20 protein-coding genes and 4 tRNA genes are annotated in these 24419 nt (G+C 69.5%); 13 read left to right on the top strand and 11 right to left on the bottom strand.

Going from position 1 to position 24419, the window contains the following annotated elements:
* Positions 1-95: 95 nt before the first annotated feature.
* The 3 genes from hrpA to ACWCPI_RS11650 all read left to right on the top strand — a co-directional run bounded on the left by hrpA (position 96) and on the right by ACWCPI_RS11650 (position 4639).
* A complete protein-coding gene (hrpA, locus tag ACWCPI_RS11640) occupies positions 96-4073 on the top strand; it encodes an ATP-dependent RNA helicase HrpA (protein WP_451037962.1) in 3978 nt (1325 codons plus the stop codon).
* Between the two features lie 93 nt (positions 4074-4166).
* Positions 4167-4241, top strand: a tRNA-Asp gene (locus tag ACWCPI_RS11645).
* 200 nt (positions 4242-4441) lie between these two features.
* Positions 4442-4639 (top strand): DUF6274 family protein, encoded by a 198-nt coding sequence (locus ACWCPI_RS11650; protein ID WP_451037963.1) that lies wholly within the window; start codon positions 4442-4444, stop codon positions 4637-4639.
* Positions 4640-5177: 538 nt separating this feature from the next.
* On the opposite strand, the gene bldC is transcribed toward ACWCPI_RS11650, so the two are convergent.
* Both bldC and ACWCPI_RS11660 read right to left on the bottom strand, forming a co-directional pair.
* A complete protein-coding gene (gene bldC, locus ACWCPI_RS11655) occupies positions 5178-5384 on the bottom strand; it encodes a developmental transcriptional regulator BldC (RefSeq protein WP_003949541.1) in 207 nt (68 codons plus the stop codon).
* Between the two features lie 575 nt (positions 5385-5959).
* Positions 5960-6802, bottom strand: a complete 843-nt coding sequence (locus ACWCPI_RS11660; RefSeq protein ID WP_451037964.1) for a hypothetical protein — start codon at positions 6800-6802, stop codon at positions 5960-5962.
* Between the two features lie 220 nt (positions 6803-7022).
* On the opposite strand from ACWCPI_RS11660, the gene ACWCPI_RS11665 reads away from it, so the two are divergent.
* Positions 7023-8111 (top strand): Leu/Phe/Val dehydrogenase, encoded by a 1089-nt coding sequence (locus ACWCPI_RS11665; protein ID WP_451037965.1) that lies wholly within the window; start codon positions 7023-7025, stop codon positions 8109-8111.
* A 318-nt stretch (positions 8112-8429) separates the two neighbouring features.
* Positions 8430-8681, top strand: coding sequence for a DUF3073 family protein (locus ACWCPI_RS11670; RefSeq protein WP_019753413.1), 252 nt, complete (start codon positions 8430-8432; stop codon positions 8679-8681).
* 69 nt (positions 8682-8750) lie between these two features.
* Here the strand turns inward: ACWCPI_RS11670 and purM are convergent, their stop codons facing one another.
* The 7 genes from purM to purS form a co-directional block, all read right to left on the bottom strand.
* Positions 8751-9824 (bottom strand): phosphoribosylformylglycinamidine cyclo-ligase, encoded by a 1074-nt coding sequence (gene purM / locus ACWCPI_RS11675; protein WP_451037966.1) that lies wholly within the window; start codon positions 9822-9824, stop codon positions 8751-8753.
* A gap of 34 nt (positions 9825-9858) precedes the next feature.
* Complete coding sequence (purF, locus tag ACWCPI_RS11680) at positions 9859-11388, bottom strand: amidophosphoribosyltransferase (protein WP_451037967.1); 1530 nt, start codon at positions 11386-11388, stop codon at positions 9859-9861.
* A gap of 61 nt (positions 11389-11449) precedes the next feature.
* A complete protein-coding gene (locus tag ACWCPI_RS11685) occupies positions 11450-12217 on the bottom strand; it encodes an META domain-containing protein (protein WP_451037968.1) in 768 nt (255 codons plus the stop codon).
* A gap of 79 nt (positions 12218-12296) precedes the next feature.
* The gene (locus ACWCPI_RS11690; RefSeq protein ID WP_451038212.1) at positions 12297-13094 is read right to left on the bottom strand and encodes a sterol carrier family protein; all 798 of its coding nucleotides are present in this window, start codon (positions 13092-13094) and stop codon (positions 12297-12299) included.
* A gap of 536 nt (positions 13095-13630) precedes the next feature.
* Positions 13631-15889 (bottom strand): phosphoribosylformylglycinamidine synthase subunit PurL, encoded by a 2259-nt coding sequence (purL, locus tag ACWCPI_RS11695; RefSeq protein ID WP_451037969.1) that lies wholly within the window; start codon positions 15887-15889, stop codon positions 13631-13633.
* Complete coding sequence (purQ, locus tag ACWCPI_RS11700) at positions 15886-16566, bottom strand: phosphoribosylformylglycinamidine synthase subunit PurQ (RefSeq protein ID WP_451037970.1); 681 nt, start codon at positions 16564-16566, stop codon at positions 15886-15888. The genes purL and purQ overlap by 4 nt, the downstream gene beginning before the upstream one ends.
* Positions 16563-16826, bottom strand: a complete 264-nt coding sequence (gene purS, locus ACWCPI_RS11705) for a phosphoribosylformylglycinamidine synthase subunit PurS (protein WP_003991326.1) — start codon at positions 16824-16826, stop codon at positions 16563-16565. Before purS ends, purQ begins: the two co-directional genes overlap by 4 nt.
* Positions 16827-17159: 333 nt before the next feature.
* Between purS and ACWCPI_RS11710 the strand changes: the two genes are divergently transcribed.
* From ACWCPI_RS11710 to ACWCPI_RS11745, 8 genes are all read left to right on the top strand, one after another.
* On the top strand, positions 17160-17477 hold the full coding sequence (locus ACWCPI_RS11710; protein WP_030947653.1) for a histone-like nucleoid-structuring protein Lsr2: 318 nt from the start codon (positions 17160-17162) through the stop codon (positions 17475-17477).
* Between the two features lie 135 nt (positions 17478-17612).
* A tRNA-Gly gene (locus tag ACWCPI_RS11715) sits at positions 17613-17684 on the top strand.
* Between the two features lie 80 nt (positions 17685-17764).
* Positions 17765-17837, top strand: a tRNA-Gly gene (locus ACWCPI_RS11720).
* Positions 17838-17963: 126 nt separating this feature from the next.
* The gene (locus ACWCPI_RS11725; protein WP_451037971.1) at positions 17964-18926 is read left to right on the top strand and encodes an ABC transporter ATP-binding protein; all 963 of its coding nucleotides are present in this window, start codon (positions 17964-17966) and stop codon (positions 18924-18926) included.
* Positions 18923-19699: an ABC transporter permease gene (locus ACWCPI_RS11730; RefSeq protein ID WP_451037972.1), complete on the top strand. Its 777-nt coding sequence runs from the start codon at positions 18923-18925 to the stop codon at positions 19697-19699. The genes ACWCPI_RS11725 and ACWCPI_RS11730 overlap by 4 nt, the downstream gene beginning before the upstream one ends.
* An 18-nt stretch (positions 19700-19717) precedes the next feature.
* Complete coding sequence (locus ACWCPI_RS11735) at positions 19718-20941, top strand: sensor histidine kinase (protein ID WP_451037973.1); 1224 nt, start codon at positions 19718-19720, stop codon at positions 20939-20941.
* The gene (locus ACWCPI_RS11740; RefSeq protein WP_019757310.1) at positions 20938-21552 is read left to right on the top strand and encodes a response regulator; all 615 of its coding nucleotides are present in this window, start codon (positions 20938-20940) and stop codon (positions 21550-21552) included. Before ACWCPI_RS11735 ends, ACWCPI_RS11740 begins: the two co-directional genes overlap by 4 nt.
* Positions 21553-21575: 23 nt before the next feature.
* Positions 21576-21648, top strand: a tRNA-Gly gene (locus tag ACWCPI_RS11745).
* A 45-nt stretch (positions 21649-21693) separates the two neighbouring features.
* Here ACWCPI_RS11745 and ACWCPI_RS11750 read toward each other — a convergent pair.
* A complete protein-coding gene (locus ACWCPI_RS11750) occupies positions 21694-22593 on the bottom strand; it encodes a phosphoribosylaminoimidazolesuccinocarboxamide synthase (RefSeq protein WP_451037974.1) in 900 nt (299 codons plus the stop codon).
* An 85-nt stretch (positions 22594-22678) separates the two neighbouring features.
* Positions 22679-24169, bottom strand: coding sequence for a N,N-dimethylformamidase beta subunit family domain-containing protein (locus ACWCPI_RS11755; RefSeq protein WP_451037975.1), 1491 nt, complete (start codon positions 24167-24169; stop codon positions 22679-22681).
* Between the last annotated feature and the right edge of the window lie 250 nt (positions 24170-24419).

Genomic DNA, 24419 nt, shown 5'->3' on the forward strand with positions numbered 1-24419 from the left:
GTCACAGCACATGGCGCGCCCGGTCGGCCCGTCCGGTGAGGCGAGGTCAAAAGCGTTCGCCAGGGATTTCGGTGGGATGAGATCCTGGATCGCGTATGTCTACGCATCCTGCCCCCGCCCTCGGCCCCCTCGCCCCCCGTCTGAACGAGCTCTCGCTGCGTGACGCGCAGCGGCTCGGGCGGCGGCTCGACGGTGCCCGCAAGATCCGTAAGCCGGAGGCACGGGCCGCCGTGCTCGCCGAGATCGAGGCCGAGGTCGCCAAGGGCGAGGAGCGGATCGCCGCCCGGCGCGGCCGTGTGCCCGCGGTCCGGTATCCGGAGCAGTTGCCCGTCAGCCAGAAGAAGGACGACATCGCGGCGGCCATCCGCGACCACCAGGTCGTGATCGTCGCCGGTGAGACGGGTTCCGGTAAGACGACGCAGATCCCGAAGATCTGTCTTGAGCTGGGGCGTGGCGTGCGCGGCATGATCGGGCACACGCAGCCCCGGCGTATCGCCGCCCGTACGGTCGCCGAGCGGGTGGCGCAGGAGCTGGACTCCCCGCTGGGTGAGGCCGTGGGCTGGAAGGTCCGCTTCACCGACCAGGTGAATCCGGAGGCCACGTTCATCAAGCTGATGACGGACGGCATCCTCCTCGCCGAGATCCAGACCGACCGCGAGCTGCGCGCCTACGACACGATCATCATCGACGAGGCGCACGAGCGGTCCCTGAACATCGACTTCCTGCTGGGGTATCTGGCCCAGCTGCTGCCGAGGCGGCCCGACCTGAAGGTCGTCATCACCTCGGCGACCATCGATCCCGAGCGCTTCTCCCGGCACTTCGGGGACGCGCCGATCATCGAGGTCAGCGGACGCACGTACCCGGTGGAGGTGCGGTACCGCCCCCTGCTCGAGGAGGACTCCGACGACTCCGACCGTGATCAGATCACCGCGATCACGGATGCCGTCGAGGAGCTGATGGGCGAGGGGAAGGGCGACATCCTCGTCTTCCTCTCCGGTGAGCGGGAGATCCGGGACACGGCGGACGCGCTGACGAAGAAGCAGTACCGGTTCACCGAGATCCTGCCGCTGTACGCCCGGCTCTCCCATGCCGAGCAGCACCGGGTCTTCCAGCCGCACACCGGACGCAGGATCGTTCTGGCGACCAACGTGGCGGAGACGTCCCTGACGGTCCCGGGCATCAAGTACGTCATCGACCCCGGCTTCGCCCGGATCAGCCGCTACAGCCACCGTACGAAGGTGCAGCGGCTGCCCATCGAGCCGATCTCGCAGGCGAGCGCGAACCAGCGCAAGGGTCGCTGCGGCCGGACCAGCGACGGTATCTGCATCCGGCTGTACTCGGAGGACGACTTCCTCTCCCGTGCGGAGTTCACGGACGCCGAGATCCTGCGCACCAACCTGGCCTCGGTGATCCTCCAGATGACGGCGGCCGGCCTCGGCGACATCGAGAAATTCCCCTTCATCGATCCGCCGGACCACCGCAACATCCGCGACGGCGTGCAGCTCCTGCAGGAGCTGGGGGCGCTGGACCCGACGCAGAAGGATGTACGCAAGCGGCTGACGGACACCGGCCGCAAGCTCGCCCAGCTGCCGGTCGACCCGCGTCTGGCGCGCATGGTGCTGGAGGCCGACCGCAACGGCTGTGTGCGTGAGGTCATGGTCATAGCGGCCGCGCTGTCCATCCAGGACCCGCGTGAGCGCCCGGCCGACAAGCAGGCGCAGGCCGATCAGCAGCACGCCCGGTTCAAGGACGAGACGAGTGACTTCCTCGCGTTCCTGAACCTGTGGCGTTACGTCCGTGAGCAGCAGCGCGAGCGCGGTTCGTCGTCGTTCCGGCGGATGTGCAAGCAGGAGTACCTGAACTTCCTTCGCATTCGCGAGTGGCAGGACATCTACACCCAGCTGCGTACGGTGGCCAAGCAGATGGGCATCCACCTCAACGAGGAGGACGCCCCCGCCGACCGTGTCCACGTCTCCCTGCTGGCCGGTCTGCTGTCGCACATCGGCATGAAGGACGTGAAGGAGTCCAAGGACTCCGGTCCCGGCGCCCGCAAGGACGGCGGTCGCAACGAGTACCTGGGTGCCCGGAACGCCAAGTTCGCGATCTTCCCGGGTTCGGCCCTGTTCAAGAAGCCGCCGCGCTTCGTGATGTCGGCCGAGCTGGTGGAGACCTCCCGTCTGTGGGCCCGCGTCAACGCGAGGATCGAGCCCGAGTGGGTCGAACCGCTCGCCGAGCACCTCCTCAAGCGCACGTACTCCGAGCCGCACTGGGAGAAGGACCAGGCGGCGGTGATGGCGTACGAGAAGGTGACGCTGTACGGCGTCCCGATCGTCGCGCAGCGCAAGGTGAACTACGGCCGGATCGATCCGGAGGTCAGCCGCGAGCTTTTCATCCGCAACGCACTGGTCGAGGGCGACTGGCGCACGCACCACAAGTTCTTCGCGGACAACCGCAGACTCCTCAGCGAGGTCGAGGAGCTGGAGCACCGGGCGCGGCGCCGGGACATCGTGGTCGACGACGAGACGCTGTTCGACTTCTACGACCAGAAGGTCCCCGAGCACGTGGTGTCCGGGGCGCATTTCGACTCGTGGTGGAAGCGCAAGCGGCATGAGCAGCCGGACTTCCTGGACTTCGAGCGCGAGATGCTCATCCGGGAGTCGGCCGAGGCGGTCACGAAGGCGGACTATCCGGACTCCTGGCGGCAGGGCACGCTGAAGTTCCGGGTGACGTACCAGTTCGAGCCGGGTGCGGACGCGGACGGCGTGACGGTCCACATCCCGCTCCAGGTGCTGAACCAGGTCACCGACGAGGGGTTCGACTGGCAGATCCCCGGTCTGCGCGAGGAGTTGGTGACGGAGCTGATCCGTTCCCTGCCGAAGCCGATCCGACGCAACTACGTGCCGGCGCCCAACTTCGCCAAGCGGTTCCTGGAGCAGGCCGTCCCCGGGCAGGAGCCGCTGACGGTGACCATGGCGCGCGAGTTGAAGCGCATGGTCGGAGTGCCCTTCACCGCGGACGACTTCGACTGGTCGAAGGTCCCGGACCATCTGCGCGTCACGTTCCGGGTCGTCGACGAGCGGCGTCGCAAGCTCGCCGAGGACAAGGACCTGGAGGCGCTGCGGCTCCGTCTGAAGCCGAAGGCCCGCAAGGCCCTGTCGCAGGCCGCCGCGGCCACCGCGTCCCGTCAGGGCGGGGAGTCGCTGGAGCGCACGGGCCTGACGGACTGGACGATCGGCACACTGAGCCGGGTCTTCGAGACACGGCGGGCCGGGCAGCCGGTGAAGGCGTACCCGGCGCTGGTGGACGACGGTGACACGGTCTCGGTCCGGCTCTTCGACACGGAGGCCGAGCAGCAGCAGGCGATGTGGCGGGGCACGCGGCGGCTGATCCTGCGCAACATCCCGGTCAACCCGGGGAAGTTCGCGAGCGACCACCTGACGAACGCCCAGAAGCTGGCGCTGTCCGCCAACCCCCACGGTTCGATGCAGGCCCTGTTCGACGACTGTGCGCGGGCGGCGGCGGACAAGCTGATCGGTGACTTCGGCGGCCCCGCCTGGGACGAGGAGTCGTACCGGAAGCTGTACGAGAGGGTGCGCGCCGAGATCGTCGACACGACGGTCCGTACGGTGGGCCAGGTGCAGCAGGTCCTGGCCGCCTGGCAGGCCGCTGAGCGCCGTCTGAAGGCGGTGAACAGCCCTGCCCTGCTGGCGAACCTCACGGACGTCCGCAAGCAGCTGGACGCCCTCGTGAGGCCGGGTTTCGTGACGGATGCGGGTCTGCGGCGGCTGCCGGACCTGATGCGGTACCTGATCGCGGTGGACCGCCGTCTCCAGCAGATGCCGACCAACGTGCAGCGGGACACGACGCGCATGCAGAAGGTCCACGAGATGCAGGACGAGTACGCCTGGCTGCTGGAGCAGATGCCGCAGGGCCGCCCCGTCCCGCAGCAGGTCCTGGACGTCCGCTGGATGCTGGAGGAGCTACGGGTGAGCTATTTCGCCCACGCGCTCGGTACGGCGTACCCGGTCTCGGACAAGCGGATCGTGAAGGCGATCGACGCGCTGGCGCCGTAACGGGTCGTGCACGTTGGGTGAGTTCGACCAGGGGCTCACCCTCCTGTACAGTCTCTTCTCGCAGCGCAACGCACGAATAGCGCAGCGAAACCTGGTCCTGTGGAGCAGTTTGGAGTGCTCGCCACCCTGTCAAGGTGGAGGCCGCGGGTTCAAATCCCGTCAGGACCGCAGAAAGAAGAAGGCCCGCACCCGCGAGGGATGCGGGCCTTCTTCATGTCCCGGCAAGTTGCGGTGACATCCCGGCGCACGGACCCGGCGCGGAAAGTGACGACCGCGCCCGGCGGGGCCCCCGGCCACCTTGACGGAGTCACATTCGCTCGGTACCCACGAATCAGGGCACCTTCCCGCGCAGCCCCCGGAGGTGGCGTATGGCGGCATCGGTTAGGCACGAGACGCGGGCCCTGCTCCGCGCGCACCTGTCCGCCGCCTCCTCCTACCGGCGGCACCTGACCCGCCATTGCCCGATCTGCCATCACCTGCTGCGTCTGGCGATGGACCTGCCGCCGCGCACCGCCCAGTCGACCGAAGGCCAGGTCGCGGACGGAGAAAGCCCTTCCACCGCGTGACCGCCGAGGCGGGCGTCGCGGGTCTCAACTCCCGTGCCGCCATGGGGCGCTGACACACCCGCACCCCTTTAGCGCACTTGGGCAAGCGGCAACAAGAACCGGGGCATGTGACGGGTGTCACCGCATGAGTTTCCGGAAGTGCGGTACTTACACCCCGCCTACAAGTGGTCAATTTAATATGTGCAATTGCACCAGCTTCCCGTGTTCGCCCTGTGTACGCTGAGCGACCATCCCGGGCAGGCCCACAGGAGATCCGGCCCGCGCATCCAGCCCTCGGAGGGCCCGCCCGCAGGGCCGACGGCCGGTCACCGGCCGGCACTCGACCCCCCGGCCCAGCACTCTCCGCACACAAAAAAGGGATCGCGCTGGACCCGGCGGAGTCCAGCGCGATCCACGACGCACCCTTGTTGCGTGCCTCACGTGCTCTGATCGGCTTGGGCGTGAGCTCTGTTGGGGCAGAACCCGCGTCGCTTGGAGCTAGAGTTCGGGCGCCACGGCGAGTTGGGGGAACTGCCTGTTTGCCCGGTTATGGAGTTGTTCAGGCCTCGCTGCGCTGCTGCGGGATGCCCGCGAGCAGTGCGCGGACCTCGGCCTCGCGGTAGCGGCGGTGCCCGCCGAGCGTACGGATGGAAGTGAGCTTCCCAGCCTTCGCCCACCGCGTGACCGTCTTCGGGTCCACACGGAACATGGTGGCGACCTCAGCCGGGGTCAGCAGCGGCTCGGCATCAGGGGTGCGAGCGGTCATGAGCGGCCTCCTCGGGAGAACCGAACCTTCTCGGTTCTTTCCTCTAAATTCTGCACCTTGACCCGCGTTGCCCGAAATGGCGGACGCGAGTCGAGTCGGTTATAGGACGAACGGCTTGTCCTCGGCACTACAACTACACCATCTGTCCAGCCGCGTCGGCCAAACCGATGGAATTGCCCTCCCAGGTGTTCATCAGCGACGGAAGCCGATGGACCATGCCATAGCGGACAGTCACGCCACTGTGACGATCAGTCACAGTGGCGTGCAGGAGTCTCAAGACCCCCCAAAGCGTGCAATGTCGAGCTAGAGCCCTCCCCGGACTCCTTGTCCTATTTTGGCACGAGGGGGGGTTAGGGGCGCAAGGGCCGCGTACGTGCGGTCCATCACGCTTACGCGCGTTGAAGCCTGGTTGATGCATACGCCCGGATCGGGCCCTACATCCCTTGTTGACGAGGCATCAAGAACCCCAGAACGAGCACGAAACCCCAAAACGGGCGTGCCGTCAAACGCCAGTTCGTTATGTCACGCAGTGGGCTACGTCACAACAGCCTCGGCGGTACGTCACACCGGACCGCTCAGTTCGCCGACTGCCGGTCGCGCACGGACCGCCACCGCTCCACGAGCCGCCCGTAGGCCTCGCCCGCGGCCGCCCCGTCGCCGCGCCGCAGCGCGTCGATGCCGTGGGCCACGTCGGCCGCCGAGTGGTCGTCCTCCAGCTCGCCGGCCGGCAGGGCGTGCACCAGGCCGCCGTAGTCCAGCTCGACCAAGGAGCGCGGGTGGAACTCCTCCAGCCAGCGCCCGACGTCGACCAGTCCGTCGATGAGCGGCCCTTCGTCGATGGCGTCCTTCAACGTCCGCAGAGCCCGCGCCACCCGCCGCCGCGCCTCCACCATCGGCGTCCGGTAGCGCAGCATCGGCGGGACCTCGCCCGAGCCCTTGTCGAAGCGCCGCTCCTCGTCGGACACCAGCACGAACCAGTGCAGCGGCACCTGCCAGGTCGAGGTGCGGATCCACGGCCGGGCGTCCGGGTTGCGGGCCAGCCACCGCTCGTAGTCCTGGGCCGCCTGCCGCCGTACGACCTCCGGCAGCACCGCGTCCAGGACCGCCCTCGGCAGCTCCTCGGCCAGCTCCCCGAGGGCCTGCCAGCCGCGCAGCCGGGTCCGCCAGGGACACACGCACAGCACCCCGTCCACCTCCAGCACGAAGGCGTCGCTGCTCTCGTGCACCGGCACGGGGATCGGCGGGGTCGGCAGCAAGTCCGCCAGGGAGCGGCGCAGTTCGTCCTGGTACGAGGGGCGGTCGGGACGGCGGGCATAGCGGTCCCAGTGGCCGCGCTCCGGCTCGGGGAAGGCGGCCAGCGGCTCGTACACCCGCAGATAGGTCGCGTACGGGACGATCACCGAGGACACCTTGGGCACGCCTGCTCCCTCCCCCGCCGTCTGCCAGGAAAACCTGCGAAACCCGCTCACAAACGGGCGGGAAAACTATGCAAATCGTCGCACGGTTGTACTCCGGGAGTAGGTGATCCTGAGCACTGCGGGTTCAGCGGGCGCTCACGGGTCTAATCTCATGCTCACAGCCCCCGCCACCCGTACGGGAGCCAGCTCCTTTCGCCGCAAGTACTCAGGAGTCACCACAGTGACCGACGTAACACACGGCGTCCTGCACACCCTGTTCCACTCGGACCAGGGGGGTCATGAGCAAGTCGTGCTCTGCCAGGACCGCGCCACCGGCCTCAAGGCCGTCATCGCCATCCATTCCACCGCTCTGGGCCCCGCCCTCGGCGGTACGCGCTTCTACCCGTACGCGACCGAGGAAGAGGCCGTCGCCGACGCGCTGAACCTCGCGCGCGGGATGTCCTACAAGAACGCCATGGCCGGTCTCGACCACGGCGGCGGCAAGGCCGTCATCATCGGCGACCCCGAGAAGATCAAGTCCGACGAGCTGCTGCTGGCCTACGGCCGGTTCGTGGCCTCGCTCGGCGGGCGGTACGTCACCGCGTGCGACGTCGGTACGTACGTCGCCGACATGGACGTCGTGGCCCGCGAGTGCCGCTGGACGACCGGGCGCTCCCCGCAGAACGGCGGCGCGGGCGACTCCTCCGTGCTGACCGCCTTCGGGGTCTACCAGGGCATGCGGGCCAGCGCCCAGCACCTGTGGGGCGACCCCACCCTGCGCGGCCGCAAGGTCGGCATCGCGGGCGTCGGCAAGGTCGGCCACCACCTGGTCGAGCACCTGCGCGCGGAGGGCGCCGAGGTCGTCGTCACGGACGTGCGCGAGGAGGCCGTCGGCCGGATCCTCGCGGCCCACCCGACCGGCGTCACCGCAGTGGCGGACACCGCGACGCTGATCCGCGTCGAGGACCTCGACATCTACGCCCCCTGCGCGCTCGGCGGAGCCCTGAACGACGACACCGTGCCGGCGCTGACCGCCACGGTGGTGTGCGGCGCGGCCAACAACCAGCTCGCCCACCCGGGTGTGGAGAAGGACCTCGCCGACCGCGGCATCCTCTACGCGCCGGACTACGTGGTGAACGCCGGCGGTGTCATCCAGGTCGCCGACGAACTGCACGGCTTCGACTTCGACCGCTGCAAGGCGAAGGCCGCGAAGATCTACGACACCACGCTGGCCATATTCGCACGTGCGAAGACGGACGGGATTCCGCCGGCTGCCGCGGCCGACCGGATCGCCGAGCAGCGGATGGCGGAGGCGCGCGGGGCGCTCTGATCCGCCCGATCCGCCGAACGGATCCGACCCATGACACGGGTTTGGCCGGTACCCGCCGGTGGGCAGTTGGAGAGAACTCTCACTTTCACCGGCGGGTCGACCGTCGATAAGTGGTTAAAATCGCGGTTGACCAGCGAGGACGGGGCGCCTCGAAGGTCCTGTGCACACGCGCGTGCTGCGGGCGACGTACCGTATGGGCGCGGGCTCAGGTACCGTGGAAGCCCTACGGACCGGCCTCTCCACGGAGAGTCCGTTCCGGATCATGAACGCGTGTCAGACTCTGGGGCCGTCGAGCCCCGTCGTTGAGGGGGTCGAGCCATGGGGCGCGGCCGGGCCAAGGCCAAGCAGACGAAGGTCGCCCGCCAGCTGAAGTACAACAGCGGTGGGACTGACCTCTCACGCCTGGCTGAAGAGCTGGGCGCATCGACATCGAACCAGTCGCCGAACGGCGATCGTTTCGAGGACGATGAGCAGGACGACGACCTGTATTCGCGGTACGCCGACCTCTATGAGGACGGCGACGAGGACGAGGACGACGAGGGATCCTCGCAGCAGCGTCGCGGCGCTTGACCTCGCACTGAGCACTCACCCGGTCGGTGACTCCGGTCACCGACCGGGTTCTGTGCTGCCTGCGGGGGATCAGGCGGAGTAGTCGCCGACCAGGGCGGCGCCCGTCTCGTGGTCGCCCCTGTCCGTGATCTCGCCCGCGACCCATGCCTCGACCCCGCGGTCGGCCAGTGTCGCCAGGGCGGCCTCCGTGGACTCCTCGGGCACGATCGCGATCATGCCGACGCCCATGTTCAGCGTCTTCTCCAGCTCCAGGCGCTCGACGGAGCCGGTGGTGCCGACGAGGTCGAAGATCGGGGCCGGGGTCCAGGTGGTGCGGTCGACGATCGCGTGCAGGCCGTCCGGGATCACCCGGGCCAGGTTGGCCGCGAGGCCGCCGCCCGTGACATGGCTGAAGGCGTGCACCTCGGTGGTGCGGGTGAGGGCCAGGCAGTCCAGCGAGTAGATCTTGGTGGGCTCCAGCAGCTCCTCGCCGAGGGTGCGGCCCAGTTCGTCGATCCGCGTGTCCAGGGCAAGACCGGCCTGGTTCAGCAGGACGTGCCGGACGAGCGAGTACCCGTTCGAGTGAAGACCGGACGCCGCCATGGCGATCACCGCGTCACCCTTACGGATGCGATCGGCGCCCAGCAGCCGGTCGGCCTCCACGACGCCCGTACCGGCGCCGGCGACGTCGAAGTCGTCCTCGCCCAGCAGGCCAGGGTGCTCGGCCGTCTCGCCACCCACCAGGGCGCATCCGGCGAGCACACAGCCCTCGGCGATGCCCTTGACGATGGCGGCGACCCGCTCGGGGTGGACCTTGCCGACACAGATGTAGTCGGTCATGAACAGCGGCTCGGCGCCGCACACCACGATGTCGTCCATGACCATGGCGACCAGGTCGTGGCCGATGGTGTCGTAGACGCCCATCTGGCGCGCGATGTCGACCTTGGTGCCGACGCCGTCGGTGGCGGAGGCGAGCAGTGGGCGCTCGTAGCGCTTGAGGGCGGAGGCGTCGAAGAGGCCGGCGAAACCGCCGAGGCCGCCGAGGACCTCGGGGCGCTGGGTCTTCTTCACCCACTCCTTCATCAGCTCGACCGCGCGGTCTCCCGCTTCGATGTCGACGCCGGCAGCCGCGTAGGAAGCACCGGGAAGGGCAGTCTCAGACATTGCCTGGGATCTTTCGGGTTGGGTTCTACGGGGCTTACGGGCGACGGATCGCGTCGACGGCAGCCGGGGCGGCCGTGCCGGCCGCGAGCTCGGTCTCCAGGAGCTGCTTGCCGAGCAGCTCGGGGTCCGGGAGCTCCATCGGGTACTCACCGTCGAAGCAGGCACGGCACAGGTTCGGCTTGGCGATGGTGGTCGCCTCGATCATGCCGTCGATGGAGATGTACGCCAGCGAGTCGGCGCCCAGCGAGGTGCCGATCTCCTCGATGGTCATGCCGTTGGCGATGAGCTCGGCGCGGGTGGCGAAGTCGATGCCGAAGAAGCAGGGCCACTTCACGGGCGGCGAGGAGATCCGGATGTGGACCTCGGCCGCGCCCGCCTCGCGGAGCATGCGGACCAGGGCGCGCTGGGTGTTGCCGCGCACGATCGAGTCGTCGACGACGACCAGGCGCTTGCCCTTGATGACTTCCTTCAGCGGGTTCAGCTTCAGGCGGATGCCGAGCTGGCGGATCGTCTGCGAGGGCTGGATGAACGTACGACCGACGTACGCGTTCTTCACGAGCCCCGCGCCGAACGGGATGCCGCTGGCCTCCGCGTAGCCGATCGCGGCCGGGGTGCCGGATTCCGGGGTCGCTATGACCAGATCGGCCTCGACCGGGGCTTCCTTGGCGAGCTTGCGGCCCATCTCCACCCGGGAGAGGTAGACGTTCCGGCCGGCGATGTCGGTGTCCGGGCGGGCCAGGTACACGTACTCGAAGACACAGCCCTTGGGCTTCGCTTCCGCGAACCGGGAGGTACGCAGGCCGTTCTCGTCGATGGCGACGAACTCGCCGGGCTCGATCTCGCGGACGTAGCTGGCGCCGACGATGTCGAGGGCGGCGGACTCGGACGCGGCGACCCAGCCCCGCTCCAGGCGGCCGAGCACCAGCGGGCGGATGCCCTGCGGGTCACGGGCGGCGTAGAGGGTGTGCTCGTCCATGAAGACGAGGGAGAAGGCGCCCTTGACCTGCGGGAGGATCTCGTGGGCCGCCTCCTCGATGGTCAGCGGCTTGCCGTCCTCGTCCGTCTGGGCCGCGAGCAGCGCGGTCAGCAGGTCGGTGTCGTTGGTGGCCGCGACGCGCGGGGTGCGGCCGCCTTCCTGCTTGGGCAGGTCGGCGACCATCTCCGCGAGCTGGGCGGTGTTGACGAGGTTGCCGTTGTGGCCGAGCGCGATGGAGCCGTGCCCGGTGGCGCGGAACGTCGGCTGGGCGTTCTCCCACACGGAGGCACCGGTGGTCGAGTAGCGGGCGTGTCCGACCGCGATGTGACCCTGGAGCGAACCGAGCGAGGTCTCGTCGAAGACCTGGGAAACGAGGCCCATGTCCTTGAAGACGAGGATCTGGGAGCCGTTGCTGACCGCGATTCCCGCGGATTCCTGGCCCCGATGCTGGAGGGCGTAGAGCCCGAAGTACGTGAGCTTTGCGACCTCTTCGCCCGGAGCCCAGACACCGAAGACGCCACACGCGTCCTGGGGGCCTTTCTCGCCGGGAAGTAGATCGTGATTGAGTCGACCGTCACCACGTGGCACGGTTCCGAGTGTAGGCGAGGTCGACCACTGGTCCGAATTGGGGATACGCGACCGTAAAGGATCACTCAGCGGCGGTCGCGTTGACGCTCTGGCCGTTTTCGCTGGTCAGAGTGAGGTTCCGGTGATCCAGTCGGTAGGTCACGGTGCCGTCGAAGAGCCGGAGGAGGGTCTTCTCCGTTTTCATGAGTGAGGTGTCGCACATCATTCGGGTGGTGGACGCGGTGCCCAGCGTGATACTGCCGTCGCTGACCGTTGCCTTCGCCCTCACCCTGTTGCAGCCGAGGCTGCCGCTGACCTGCCCGGTCTTCTCGTCGAAGGTGAGGTGCGCCTTGCCGTCGGCGTCGGGGCTGGTGATGGTCCACTTCGTGCCCTTGAGCGGGGCCGCCTCCTGCTTGGTGAGGGCCACCTTGTCGCCGTCCTTCGTGGTGAGGGTGAGCTTGTCGCCGTCGACCTCGGTGGTGAGGTCGCCGTCGGCGAGGACGCGCGAGAGGGTCTGCTCGAAGTTCGGGGGCACGCCCTCACAGGCCATCTCGGTCGCGTGGAGCTTGTCGAAGGTGACGTGGCTGTCCTCGAAGGAGGCGTCGGCTCCGAAGTTGTTGCAGCCGAGGTTGCCCCTGACCTCACCGCCGTCGGCGATCCGCAGGTAGGCGCCGCCCGGGGCGGCGCTCTTCCTGCCGTCGACGGTGACGTCGTCCACCGACCAGTGGGCGCCGGAGACGGAGGCCGACGCGCCGGCGCCGACCGAGTCGCTGTCCGCCTTCTCATTGCCGCAGGCGATGGCGAGCGGGAGCAGGGTCAGTGCGGCGAGGGCGGTCAGTCGCTTGTCCATGCGGAGGGTGCCGAATGTGTTCATGCCGGTGGGACGGGAGGGACACGGGACCGGTTCCGCCGGGTTCCGCCTGCCGGTGTCAGCCCATGAGCGGCAGCAGTCCGCCCAGGTCGGCCCGCTCCCCGCTCGCGCTCACCCTGGCCTGCGCGAGCGCGTCCCGCCACCGCAGCCGTCCGGTCGCGAGCCGGATCCAGGTCAGCGGGTCGGTCTCGACGACGTTCGGCGGCGTCCCCCGGGTGTGCCTGGGCCCCTCGACGCACTGCACGACGGCATACGGCGGGATCCGCACCTCGGTGGAGCCGCCGGGCGCCCTGGCGGCGAGCGCGTCGGCGAGCAGGCGGGTGCAGGCGGCGAGGGCCTGGCGGTCGTACGGGATGTCGAGGCCGGGGACGGCGGCGTTCAGGTCGTCGGTGTGGACGACGAGTTCGACGGTACGGGTGACCAGGTAGTCGGCGAGGGTCATGGCGCCGGTGCGGGCGGCGAGGAGGCGGTCGCCGGGTGCCTTCGCCAGCCGGTGCGTGAGGCGCTCCTCGGTGCGGGCGTACAGGGCGTCGAGGCCGGGGTCGGCGGCGGACAGTTCCCGGGTGTCCTCGGCGATGTCGCCGGCGCGGGCGGCGGTGGCGAAGGGCCAGTCCAGCAGGATGAGCTCCGCCTTGGCCGGCTCGTCGCGGTCGAGGTTGCGGCTGACGGTCTCCACGCCCATGGCCACGTGCGCGGCCAGGTCCCGTACGGTCCAGCCGGCCAGACGCGTGGGCAGGGCGAGTCGGTCGTCGGTGAGGGTGGGCACGGCCTGCCGGACGTTCCCGAACTGGGCGAGGACCGCCGTGCGGATCTTGGCGGGGTCGTAGGTGCGGGCGCGCTTCTTGGCCGGGGACATGGCGGTGAGCCTAGTCGTCGTGGCCAACTGGCCGACGGTGAGCGCCCTCGGCCCACCTCGTCGCGGCGCCCGCCGAGTCCCGTACTGCAACCAGCGCGACCGCGCAGGCGCAGCGCCAGCCGCAGGCCGGTGTGTTCGTCACCGACGGTGACCGCGTGCACGTCTCCTCGACTCCGCCGCCGACCGCCGCCACGGCTGGTGGAAGAAGATCTCCGGTCCCGGCACCAAGGCCAAGGTCACCACGACTGCTCGTGCACGGTCGGCTGACCCTGCACCCGTGGACCGCCACCGCTCAACGGGCCGGACGGCGGCACCCGGTTGCGGGCCGTCCTGCGGGAATGGTCCCTCGAAGCCGTCGTGTGGGTGCTGGAGATCGTCACCGACGCCCTGCGTGAGACAGGGCTGACGGCACAAGCGCGGGTACGGGTCGCCCTGTGACCTGCCCGCCGCACGCGAAGGCCCCGCCCGAGTCCTGGACTCGGGCGGGGCCTTCGCCGTCGTACCGCTACGACCGTCGGCGCGTGACCGGCCTGCGCTTACGCGAGCAGCGCCGGGATCGTCCCCTCGTGCGCCTCGCGCAGCTCCTCCAGGGTGAGCGCGAACTCGCCCTGGACGTCCACCGAGTCGCCGTCGACGACACCGATACGGGTGGCCGGCAGGCCGCGGGCACCGCACATGTCGTTGAAGCGGACCTCCTCGGAGCGGGGCACGGCCACGACCGCGCGGCCCGCCGACTCCGAGAACAGGAAGGTGAAGGCGTCCAGACCGTCCGGAACGATCAGGCGGGCGCCCTTGCCGCCGAGCAGGGCCGACTCGACGACCGCCTGGATCAGACCGCCGTCGGACAGGTCGTGCGCGGAGTCGATCATGCCGTCGCGGGAGGCGGAGATCAGGATCTCGGCCAGCAGGCGCTCGCGCTCCAGGTCCACCTTCGGAGGCAGACCGCCGAGGTGGTCGTGCACCACCTGCGACCAGGCCGAACCGCCGAACTCCTCACGCGTGTCGCCGAGGAGGTAGATCAGCTGCCCCTCCTCCTGAAAGGCGACCGGCGTGCGCCGGGCGACGTCGTCGATGACGCCCAGCACGGCCACGACGGGGGTGGGGTGGATGGCCGCCTCGCCCGTCTGGTTGTAGAGGGAGACGTTGCCGCCCGTGACCGGGGTGCCCAACTGCAGGCACCCGTCGGCCAGTCCGCGCACCGCCTCCGCGAACTGCCACATCACCGCGGGGTCCTCGGGCGAGCCGAAGTTCAGGCAGTCGGACACCGCGAGCGGCTTGGCACCGGTCGTGGCCACGTTGCGGTAGGCCTCGGCGAGGGCGAGCTGGGCGCCCGCGTACGGGTCCAGCTTGGCGTACCGGCCGTTGCCGTCGGTCGCGATGGCGACGCCGAGGCCGGTCTCCTCGTCGATGCGGATCATGCCGGAGTCCTCGGGCTGGGCGAGGACGGTGTTGCCCTGCACGAAGTGGTCGTACTGCGAGGTGACCCACTTCTTGGAAGCCTGGTTGGGGGAGGCGACCAGCTTCAGGACCTGGTCCTTCAGCTCCTCGCTCGTCCCCGGCCGGGGCAGCTTGTTCGCGTCGTCGGCCTGCAGCTCGTCCTGCCAGGACGGGCGGGCGTACGGGCGCTCGTAGACCGGGCCCTCGTGCGCCACCGTGCGCGGGTCGACGTCGACGATCTTGCCGCCGTGCCAGTAGATCTCCAGGCGGTCGCCGTCGGTGACCTCACCGATGACGGTGGCGATGACGTCCCACTTCTCGCAGATCTCCAGGAACCGGTCGACCTTCTCCGGCTCCACGACCGCGCACATGCGCTCCTGCGACTCGCTCATGAGGATCTCCTCCGGCGAGAGCGTCGAGTCACGCAGCGGTACGTCGTCCAGCGTCACGCGCATACCACCGGAGCCGTTGGAGGCGAGCTCGGAGGTGGCACAGGAGAGACCGGCGGCACCGAGGTCCTGGATGCCGACGACCAGCTTCTCCTTGAAGGCCTCCAGGGTGCACTCGATGAGGAGCTTCTCCTGGAAGGGGTCGCCGACCTGCACCGCCGGGCGCTTGGACGGCTTGGCGTCGTCGAAGGTCTCGGAGGCCAGGATCGACGCGCCACCGATGCCGTCGCCGCCCGTGCGGGCCCCGTACAGGATGACCTTGTTACCGGCGCCGGACGCCTTCGCGAGGTGGATGTCCTCGTGCCGCATGACGCCGATGGCACCGGCGTTGACCAGCGGGTTGCCCTGGTAGCAGGCGTCGAAGACGACCTCGCCGCCGATGTTGGGCAGGCCGAGGCAGTTGCCGTAGCCGCCGATGCCGGCGACGACGCCGGGCAGCACGCGCTTGGTGTCGGGGTGGTCGGCGGCGCCGAAGCGCAGCGGGTCGACCACGGCGACCGGCCGTGCGCCCATCGCGATGATGTCGCGCACGATGCCGCCGACGCCGGTGGCCGCGCCCTGGTAGGGCTCGACGTACGACGGGTGGTTGTGCGACTCGACCTTGAAGGTGACCGCGTAGCCCTGGCCGACGTCGACCACACCGGCGTTCTCGCCGATGCCGACGAGCATCGCGTCGGACTCGGGGGCCTTCTCTCCGAACTGGCGGAGGTGGACCTTGGAGGACTTGTACGAGCAGTGCTCGGACCACATGACCGAGTACATGGCGAGCTCGGCACCGGTGGGCCGGCGGCCGAGGATCTCGACCACGCGCTCGTACTCGTCCTTCTTCAGGCCCAGTTCGGCCCAGGGCAGCTCGACGTCGGGGGTCGCGGCCGCGTGCTCGACCGTGTCCAGAGGCGTCCGGCTCATGCGTTGACCAGCTTCTTGAGGATCGAGGTGAAGAACGGGAGGCCGTCGGTGCGGCCGGTGCCGATGAGCGGCTCCACCGCGTGCTCCGGGTGCGGCATCAGACCCACGACGTTGCCGGCCTCGTTGGTGATGCCGGCGATGTCGTTGAGCGAGCCGTTGGGGTTGAAGTCCAGGTACCGGAAGGCGACCCGGCCCTCGGCCTCCAGCTCGTCCAGCGTGTACCGGTCGGCCACGTAGCGGCCGTCCATGTTCTTCAGCGGGATGTGGATCTCCTGGCCGGCCGTGTAGTCGGTCGTCCAGGCGGTCTCGGCGTTCTCCACCCGCAGCTTCTGGTCACGGCAGATGAAGTGCAGATGGTCGTTGCCGAGCATCCCGCCGGGCAGCAGGTGGGCCTCGGTGAGGATCTGGAAGCCGTTGCAGATGCCGAGGACCGGCAGACCGGCCTTGGCCTGCTCGATGACCGTGTCCATCACCGGCGAGAAGCGGGCGATGGCCCCGGCCCGCAGATAGTCGCCGTAGGAGAACCCTCCGCACAGCACCACGGCGTCGACCTGCTTGAGGTCCTTGTCCTTGTGCCACAGGGCGACGGGTTCGGCGCCCGCGAGCCGGATCGCACGCTGGGTGTCCCGGTCGTCGAGAGAGCCCGGGAAAGTGACGACGCCAATACGAGCGGTCACTTCGCGGCCTCCGCGACTTCCTCGACGCGGACGGTGAAGTCCTCGATCACGGTGTTGGCGAGGAAGGATTCCGCAAGATCGTGGATGCGGGCGAGCGCGGCCTCGTCGACCGGCCCGTCAACTTCCAGTTCGAAACGCTTTCCCTGACGGACGTCCGAGATGCCGTCGAAACCCAGCCGCGGCAGTGCGCGCTGCACCGCCTGGCCCTGGGGGTCGAGGATCTCCGGCTTGAGCATGACGTCGACTACGACGCGTGCCACGTGCACTCCCGGTGGTGTGGTGCTGAGCAGGTTCCTGCAGTGGTTTCAGACTACCTGCACAAAATTTCTACGCGCGTCGACTCGTAGGAAGCTACGTGATCGCGGTCACGCTGCGGAACATGGGCCTCCGTCGGCGAAAAGTTCCGGAAAAGATCCCGGATCGACACCCGATACCTATTGCGCACGCCCCTCTCCCGCCACCACCCTTCAATCGAAGTCGCTGCGCTCCCTCTTGATTTTGGACACGCGGGAGGATTTAGTCGAGCTTCACATTGCATTGTCGGGCACGGTACAAATGAATTGTCAGCGTGCCGTACGAAGGGACCGATATTCGTGGCGCAGAAGGTCGTGGTCACTCTCTTTGACGACATCGACGGCTCAGAAGCGGCGGAAACGATCGCCTTCGGACTCGACGGCAAGTCGTACGAGATCGACCTGAATGAAGCCAATGCCAAGAAACTGCGTAAGGCGCTCGCACCGTACGTGGAAGCCGGCCGCAAGCGGTCGAAGTCAGGCAAGGCGTACAAGCAGACCGAGGTCGCCCCGGACCCGGCTGCCGTCCGGGCCTGGGCCCAGGCCAACAAGATGGAGGTCCCCGCTCGCGGCCGGATCCCCAAGAAGGTCTACGAGGCCTTCGCCTCCGCGCAGTGAGGTGACCCGGGAGCACGCCCTCAGGGTCCGTCAGCGGGCCCCGGGGGCAGCCGACTTGCGCTACCCCCCTGCCGATCAGCTAATGTCTGGGACACGCCGCCGAGCGGGGCAGAAAAGCCCAGCTCGCGAAGGCATGCGGGTGTAGTTCAGTAGTAGAACATCCCCCTTCCAGGGGGAAGGCGCAGTGTGCAATTCCTGTCACCCGCTCTGCACCGCCGTACGGACCACTGTTGTGGATCAGGTAGGCTGGTGCTCGCACCGATCGGTGAGAGCCGGTCGGGGGCAATGCGGACGTAGCTCAGTTGGTAGAGCGCAACCTTGCCAAGGTTGAGGTCGCGAGTTCGAGCCTCGTCGTCCGCTCTGACGGAAAACCCCGGTCCACTGGACCGGGGTTTTTCTGTGCGTGTCCACCCGCCTGACATTTGTCATGCGGAGTCATGACAGCGTGCACTGCTGCCGCACCCCGGTCGCCGGGACGCTTATGTCATGAACATCGACGAACGCGAACACGTGATTGAGGTCACTGACCTGCGGCGTGTGTACGGGGGCGGGTTCGAGGCGGTGCGCGGAGTGACCTTCCGCGTGGACCGCGGCGAGATCTTCGCACTGCTCGGTACCAACGGCGCCGGCAAGACATCGACCGTCGAACTGCTCGAAGGACTCGCCGTACCCGCCGGGGGGCGGGTACGGGTGCTCGGGCACGACCCTTACACCGAGCGGGCCGCCGTACGGCCGCGGACCGGGGTGATGCTGCAGGAAGGCGGCTTCCCGTCCGAGCTGACCGTCACCGAGACCGCGCGGATGTGGGCCGGGTGCGTCAGCGGGGCACGGCCGCCGCGGGAGGTGCTGGACATGGTCGGGCTGGCCGGGAAGGCCGGTGTACGGGTGAAGCAGCTGTCCGGGGGTGAACGGCGGCGGCTGGACCTGGCGCTCGCGCTGCTCGGCGACCCCGAGGTGCTGTTCCTGGACGAGCCGACGACCGGCCTGGACGCCGAAGGGCGCCGGGACACCTGGGAGTTGGTGCGGGCACTGCGCGACTCCGGTACCACCGTGCTGCTGACCACGCACTACCTGGAGGAGGCCGAGGACCTCGCCGACCGGCTCGCGATCCTGCACGAGGGGCGGATCGCGGCCACCGGGACACCGGCCGCCGTGACCGCCTCCCAGCCGTCGCGGATCTCCTTCGAGCTGCCCGAGGGCTACTTCCTCGGGGACCTGCCGCCGCTGGGGGAGCTGGGCGTGACCGAGCACCAGGTCGACGGCCGGACCGTCCGGCTGCGGACCCGCCTGCTGCAGCAGGCGGCGACCCGGCTGCTGGTGTGGGCCGAGACGGCCGGCGTGGAGCTGCGCAGGCTGGATGTGCGCTCGGCCTCGCTGGAGGAGGCGTTCCTGGGGATCGCCCGCGAGGCGTCCAGGGATTCCGTCGATGTGAAGGAGTACGCGGCATGAGCAGGACCGCCACCACGCCCATGGGGCGCGTCGCGGCACTCGGACGGGCCGAGTTGACGCTGTTCATGCGCAGCAAGGCCATGATCTTCGCGGCGCTGGTCGTGCCGCTGGTGCTGCCGTTCAGCACACGGACGTTCGTCGAGGACATGGACCTGAAGGGGACCGGGCTCAGTATCGGGCTGGTGCTGCTGCCCGGTGCCATCGGGTTCTCGCTGCTCTTCGCGGTGTACTCGGCGCTCCTCAACGTCCTCGTCGGGCGGCGCGAGGAACTCGTCCTGAAGCGGCTGCGCACCGGAGAGGTGCGGGACGTCGAGATCCTCGCCGGTGCGGCGGCCCCGTCCGTCGCCCTCGGCCTCGTCCAGTCCCTGGTCCTGGCGGTCGGCTGCAGCGTGCTGCTCGACGTCCCGGCCCCGAAGGCGCCCCACTTCGCCGTCGTCGGACTGCTGCTGGGCCTGGTGGTGTCCGTGGCCCTGGCCGCCGTCACCTCGGCCTTCACCCGGACCGTGGAGAGCGCCCAGGTCACTTCACTGCCACTGGTGCTGGTCTCGATGATCTGCTCCGGGATGGCCGTCCCGCTGGAGGTGCTGCCCGACCGGGTGGCCTCGGTCTTCGAGCTGTTCCCGCTGTCGCCGGCGATCACGCTGATACGGGCCGGGTGGACCGGGGACCTCTCCCTGTACGAGGCGGTGGGGCCTGTCATGACCGCGCTGGCCTGGACGGCCCTGGGAGTGTTTGCTGTACAGCGGTGGTTCCGCTGGGAACCCAGGCGCTGACGTAGGGGGAGCTGGGACATGCGCAAGGCGGGGGGCTGGTGGCGGCGAAAGAGCACGCCGGAGAAGTTCGAGGCGTACATCCGGTGGTCGTTCCACTCCCTCGCCGCCACCGAGATCCTGCTGGTCGGGCCGTCCGCCTTCGCCGGGGTCGGGCCGCGGCTGGGCGGCTGGGTGTTCCTCCTGGTGTGCATGCACTCGGTGCTGTGCTGCCTGACCGTCTCGCGAGGGATGAGCTGGGGGCGCGGCCGGCGTGAACGGCCCACGGCACTGCTGTGGGCGCTCGGCGTCGCCACCGCCGCGGCCGGTACCGCGGCGCTCGCGGTGGCCCGGTACGGCCCCGGCGGCGAGGCCGTGGACTCCGCGGCGGGCGGTGTCTTCGGCATCGTGCTGATCTACGGGGTGGGGGTCCTCGTGTTGGGGGTGCGCAGCCGGCGACACGTCATCGCGACCGTCGGGGGCTTCGCCGCGGGCGCGGCGCTGGTGACGCTCGCCCTGGGCGGGCCCGCCTGGGCCGCCCTCGTCGGTGCGCTGGCGGTGCTGGTCGGCGGCGGGTTCGTGGCCGCCACGGCGGTGTTCTCGCTCTGGCTGGTGAACGCCGTCTACGAACTCGACGAGGCCCGCGAGACCCGCACCCGGCTCGCCGTCGCCGAGGAGCGGCTGCGGTTCGGGCGGGATCTGCACGACGTGATGGGGCGGAACCTGGCTGTCATCGCGCTCAAGAGCGAGCTGGCCGTGCAGTTGGCGCGACGGGGACGGCCCGAGGCCGTGGAGCAGATGATCGAGGTGCAGCGGATCGCGCAGGAGTCGCAGCGCGAGGTGCGGGATGTCGTACGCGGGTACCGGGAGGCCGATCTGGGGGTCGAACTCACCGGTGCGCAGGGCGTGCTGACGGCGGCCGGGATCGAGTGCGAGGTGACCGGGGAGGCGGCCGGGCTGCCCGCCGAGGTGCAGTCGGCGCTGGCGTGGGTCGTGCGGGAGGCGACCACCAACGTGCTGCGGCACGGAGATGCCGGGCGGTGCACGGTGGGAGTGCGGGTGACGGAGGGGCACGTGAGGTTGACGGTGGAGAACGACGGCGCTGTCGAGTCCGCCGACGGCGGTGGGGGCTCCGGGCTGGCCGGGCTGCGGGAGCGGCTGGCGGCCGTGGGCGGGACGCTGGAGGCCGGGCCCGCCGGGGAAGGGGCGTTCCGGCTGGTGGCGCAGGTCCCGTTGGCGGCGGGCGTGCGGGAGGTCGCCGTATGACCGCCCCTGTACGGCTGCTGCTCGCCGACGACGAGCATCTGATCAGGGGCGCGCTCGCCACGCTGCTCTCCCTGGAGGACGACCTCGTGATCGTCGCCGAGGCGGCCACCGGACCCGAGGCACTGGCGATGGCGCGGGCGCACGAACCCGACGTGGCCGTCCTGGATCTTCAGATGCCCGGGGCGGACGGTGTGAAGGTCGCCACATCCCTGCGTGCCGGGCTTCCCGGCTGCAAGGTGCTGATAGTGACCAGTCACGGGCGGCCCGGGCATCTGAAGCGGGCACTGGAGGCCGGTGTGAGGGGGTTCGTCCCGAAGACGGTCAGCGCTCAGCGGCTCGCGGAGATCATCCGGACCGTGCATGCCGGAAACCGTTACGTCGACCCCGAGTTGGCGGCCGACGCGATCGCCGCCGGGGACTCGCCGCTGACCGCGCGGGAGGCCGAGGTGCTGGAACTCGCCGCCGACGGGGCACCCGTCGCGGAGATCGCGGAGCGGGCCGCGCTGTCCCAGGGGACCGTACGGAACTACCTGTCGTCCGCCGTCTCCAAGCTCGGGGCGGAGAACCGTCATGCGGCAGTGCGTCTCGCGCGGGAGCGAGGTTGGGTATAGTTGCTCTCGCGCCACGGCGCAGTGCGGACGTAGCTCAGTTGGTAGAGCGCAACCTTGCCAAGGTTGAGGTCGCGAGTTCGAGCCTCGTCGTCCGCTCGGGAAAAAGACCCCGGCCCTGATGGGCCGGGGTCTTTTCGTGGTCTAGGTCCAGCTCGTACCGGTCAGGCGCTCGTACGCCTCCACGTACTTCGCGCGGGTCGCGTCCACCACGTCCTGCGGCAGCGGGGGCGGGGGCTGCTCGCTCCTCCGGTCCCAGCCGGACGCCGGCGAGGTCAGCCAGTCACGGACGAACTGCTTGTCGTACGACGGCTGCGCGCGGCCCGGCTGCCACTGGTCGGCCGGCCAGAAGCGGGAGGAGTCCGGGGTGAGGATCTCGTCGGCGAGGACCAGCGTCTCCCCGTCGAAGCCGAACTCGAACTTGGTGTCGGCGAGGATGATGCCGCGCTCACGGGCGATGTCCCGGCCGCGGGAGTAGACGGCGAGGGTGGCCTGCCGGAGCCGGGCGGCGGTGTCGGCGCCGACCTGGCGGGCGACCTCCTCGTAGGAGACGTTCTCGTCGTGCTCGCCGACCGCGGCCTTCGTGGCCGGGGTGAAGATCGGGGCGGGCAGTTCGGAGCCGTCCACGAGTCCCTCGGGAAGGGCGAGGCCGCAGACGGTGCGGGACTCGTCGTACTCGACCAGGCCGGAGCCGGTGAGGTAGCCGCGGGCCACCGCCTCCACCGGGACCATCTGGAGCGACTTGCAGACGAGGGTGCGGCCCGCCCAGTCGGCGGGGGCGCCGGCGGGCAGGTCGGTGCCCAGGACGTGGTTGGGGATCAGGTCGGCGATCTGGTCGAACCACCACAGGGACAGCTGGGTGAGGACGCGGCCCTTCTCGGGGATCTCGGTCGGCAGCACCCAGTCGTACGCGGAGATGCGGTCGCTGGCGACCATCACGAGGTCGCCCGCCTCGTTCTGGTACAGCTCGCGCACCTTGCCGGTGTGCAGGTGCACCAAGCCGGGAACCTGGGTCGGCTCGGGCTTTTCTACGAATCCGGACACGGTTCCTCCCCGTGGTTCTGTCCAAGTGGCTCGATTCTCCCGTATGCCGGAGATCGACCGCGGACGGGGGGTGCTTCAGCTGAGGTCAGTCACGTTTGCAGATGCGGTCGAGGAGGTTTGCGGTGGCGCGCTGGACACGCGCGTCGACGTGGCCCGGGCGGTCCAGCGCGGGGGACCAGGCGAACGTCCCGGACGCGAAGACCAGGGCGCCGGAAGGTGCGCGGTACAGGGACGTCTCCTGGTGGCGGACGACGCCCTCCTTGTCGGTGTACGGGGAGTGGGCGAGCAGGACGCGCTCCTCGTGGTCGGGCAGCGGGGTGCGCGGAAAGTAGCGGTCGGCCTCGCCCGCGACCATGCCGGCGAGTTCGTCGCCCTCGTGTGCGCCGGTCGCCTCCCACAGCCAGTGGTCGGCGTTGCGGACGATCAGGGGGTGCGGCTCGGGGACGTGGCCCGCGTACTGGATGCCGATCACCTCCTGCTCGGGGCGGTCGATCTCGCGCCAGAGCACCGGGCGGCCGGGGCCCTTGCGCTTGCGGCAGGTGAGCAGGCGGTCGGGGACGCCGGAGGGCGAGGGTCCCAACTCGACCTGCCAGTACATGGAGTTGGCCGAGAGGAAGACCAGGGAGGTGCCGTTCTCGCGGGCGACCTCCACCGTGCGGCGCATCTGCGTCGACCAGTACTCGTCGTGGCCGGGGAAGACCAGGCCGCGGTACCGGGTGGGGTCGACGTGTCCGGCGTGCAGGTCGCGGGCGTCGGCGTAGGCGAGGTCGTAGCCGTAGCGCTCGGCCCAGCGGATGAAGTCGTAGGCGTGGCCGACGTGCAGGGGCAGGCCCGCGCCCGCGTACGGGCGGTCGAAGGAGACGGTCGTGGCGGCGTCGGTCTCGCCGAGCAGCCGGCCGTCCTCGTCCCAGGCGTGATAGAGGCTGGCTCCGGTGCGGCCGTCCTCGGGGTAGAGGTTGTACGCCTGCCAGGTGATGTCGGGCAGGAGCAGGAGCAGGTCCGCGGGGTGCTTGTCCCGCACGGTGAAGGGGATGTGGGAGCGGTAGCCGTCGGCGGTGGTCAGGACGGCCACGTACGCGCCGATGCTCCAGTACGACGGGATCTGCAGGCGCCAGGACAGCCACCAGTGGTGGCAGGAGACCGTGCGGTCGGCGGTGAGCGGTGGGGGCTGCACGATGCCCGAGAGACGCGGGCTGGTGGTGATCTTGGCGGCGCCGTCACCGCCGTAGTGGCCGATGCGGTAGACGTCCACGGCGAATTCCTGGGGCGGGTCGACGGTGATGTGGAAGTCGACGGCCTCGCCGGGGGTGACCGCGCCGGTGGATGTGAAGCCCTTGATCTGGCGGTGGATGTCGTCGGCCGAGCGAGGGCCGGCGCTTCGGGGCGCCGGGACCCTGGGTGTGTTCGCCGTCGGGGGGTGGGCCTGACCGTCCACGTACCAGGGGACGACCTGGCCGGTGTCGTCGAAGTACGTCACGTTGCCGCGCAGCCAGGGGACGGGTCCCTGCCCGAAGGGGTCCGTCACGGCGTGCGCGAGTGCTCCCGACTCCCAGCGGCGGATCTGCTCCGACCCCATGGCCACTACCCCTCCCTCGTCCCCCGTGGCGGTGCGTCGAGCGTTGTGTGGTGCCAGTTGCCCATGTGACTTGCGGTTTCTTCCTTCAGGCGCGGGCCGCGGTGACAACTGTCGTCTGTCGTAAGCCCTTGCCATATGCGCTATCGGTCCCAGCACATCACATTGCGCACGCATCCTGTCACTATTCGTTGCGAATTGGCCGAAAGTGGAACCGGGGCCTCCGACCGCGAACGCGTCCGGGCCGCTGTGT

This window comes from Streptomyces sp. NPDC001920 (assembly GCF_053594495.1).

What these genes read in the sequence shown, in the direction of transcription:
- hrpA (WP_451037962.1), top strand. Translation starts at nt 96, where the DNA reads ATGTCTACGCATCCTGCCCCCGCCCTCGGCCCCCTCGCCCCCCGTCTG.
- ACWCPI_RS11650 (WP_451037963.1), top strand. Translation starts at nt 4,442, where the DNA reads ATGGCGGCATCGGTTAGGCACGAGACGCGGGCCCTGCTCCGCGCGCAC.
- bldC (WP_003949541.1), bottom strand. Translation starts at nt 5,384, where the DNA reads ATGACCGCTCGCACCCCTGATGCCGAGCCGCTGCTGACCCCGGCTGAG.
- ACWCPI_RS11670 (WP_019753413.1), top strand. Translation starts at nt 8,430, where the DNA reads ATGGGGCGCGGCCGGGCCAAGGCCAAGCAGACGAAGGTCGCCCGCCAG.
- purM (WP_451037966.1), bottom strand. Translation starts at nt 9,824, where the DNA reads ATGTCTGAGACTGCCCTTCCCGGTGCTTCCTACGCGGCTGCCGGCGTC.
- ACWCPI_RS11685 (WP_451037968.1), bottom strand. Translation starts at nt 12,217, where the DNA reads ATGGACAAGCGACTGACCGCCCTCGCCGCACTGACCCTGCTCCCGCTC.
- ACWCPI_RS11690 (WP_451038212.1), bottom strand. Translation starts at nt 13,094, where the DNA reads ATGTCCCCGGCCAAGAAGCGCGCCCGCACCTACGACCCCGCCAAGATC.
- purL (WP_451037969.1), bottom strand. Translation starts at nt 15,889, where the DNA reads ATGAGCCGGACGCCTCTGGACACGGTCGAGCACGCGGCCGCGACCCCC.
- ACWCPI_RS11725 (WP_451037971.1), top strand. Translation starts at nt 17,964, where the DNA reads ATGAACATCGACGAACGCGAACACGTGATTGAGGTCACTGACCTGCGG.
- ACWCPI_RS11730 (WP_451037972.1), top strand. Translation starts at nt 18,923, where the DNA reads ATGAGCAGGACCGCCACCACGCCCATGGGGCGCGTCGCGGCACTCGGA.
- ACWCPI_RS11735 (WP_451037973.1), top strand. Translation starts at nt 19,718, where the DNA reads ATGCGCAAGGCGGGGGGCTGGTGGCGGCGAAAGAGCACGCCGGAGAAG.
- ACWCPI_RS11740 (WP_019757310.1), top strand. Translation starts at nt 20,938, where the DNA reads ATGACCGCCCCTGTACGGCTGCTGCTCGCCGACGACGAGCATCTGATC.
- ACWCPI_RS11755 (WP_451037975.1), bottom strand. Translation starts at nt 24,169, where the DNA reads ATGGGGTCGGAGCAGATCCGCCGCTGGGAGTCGGGAGCACTCGCGCAC.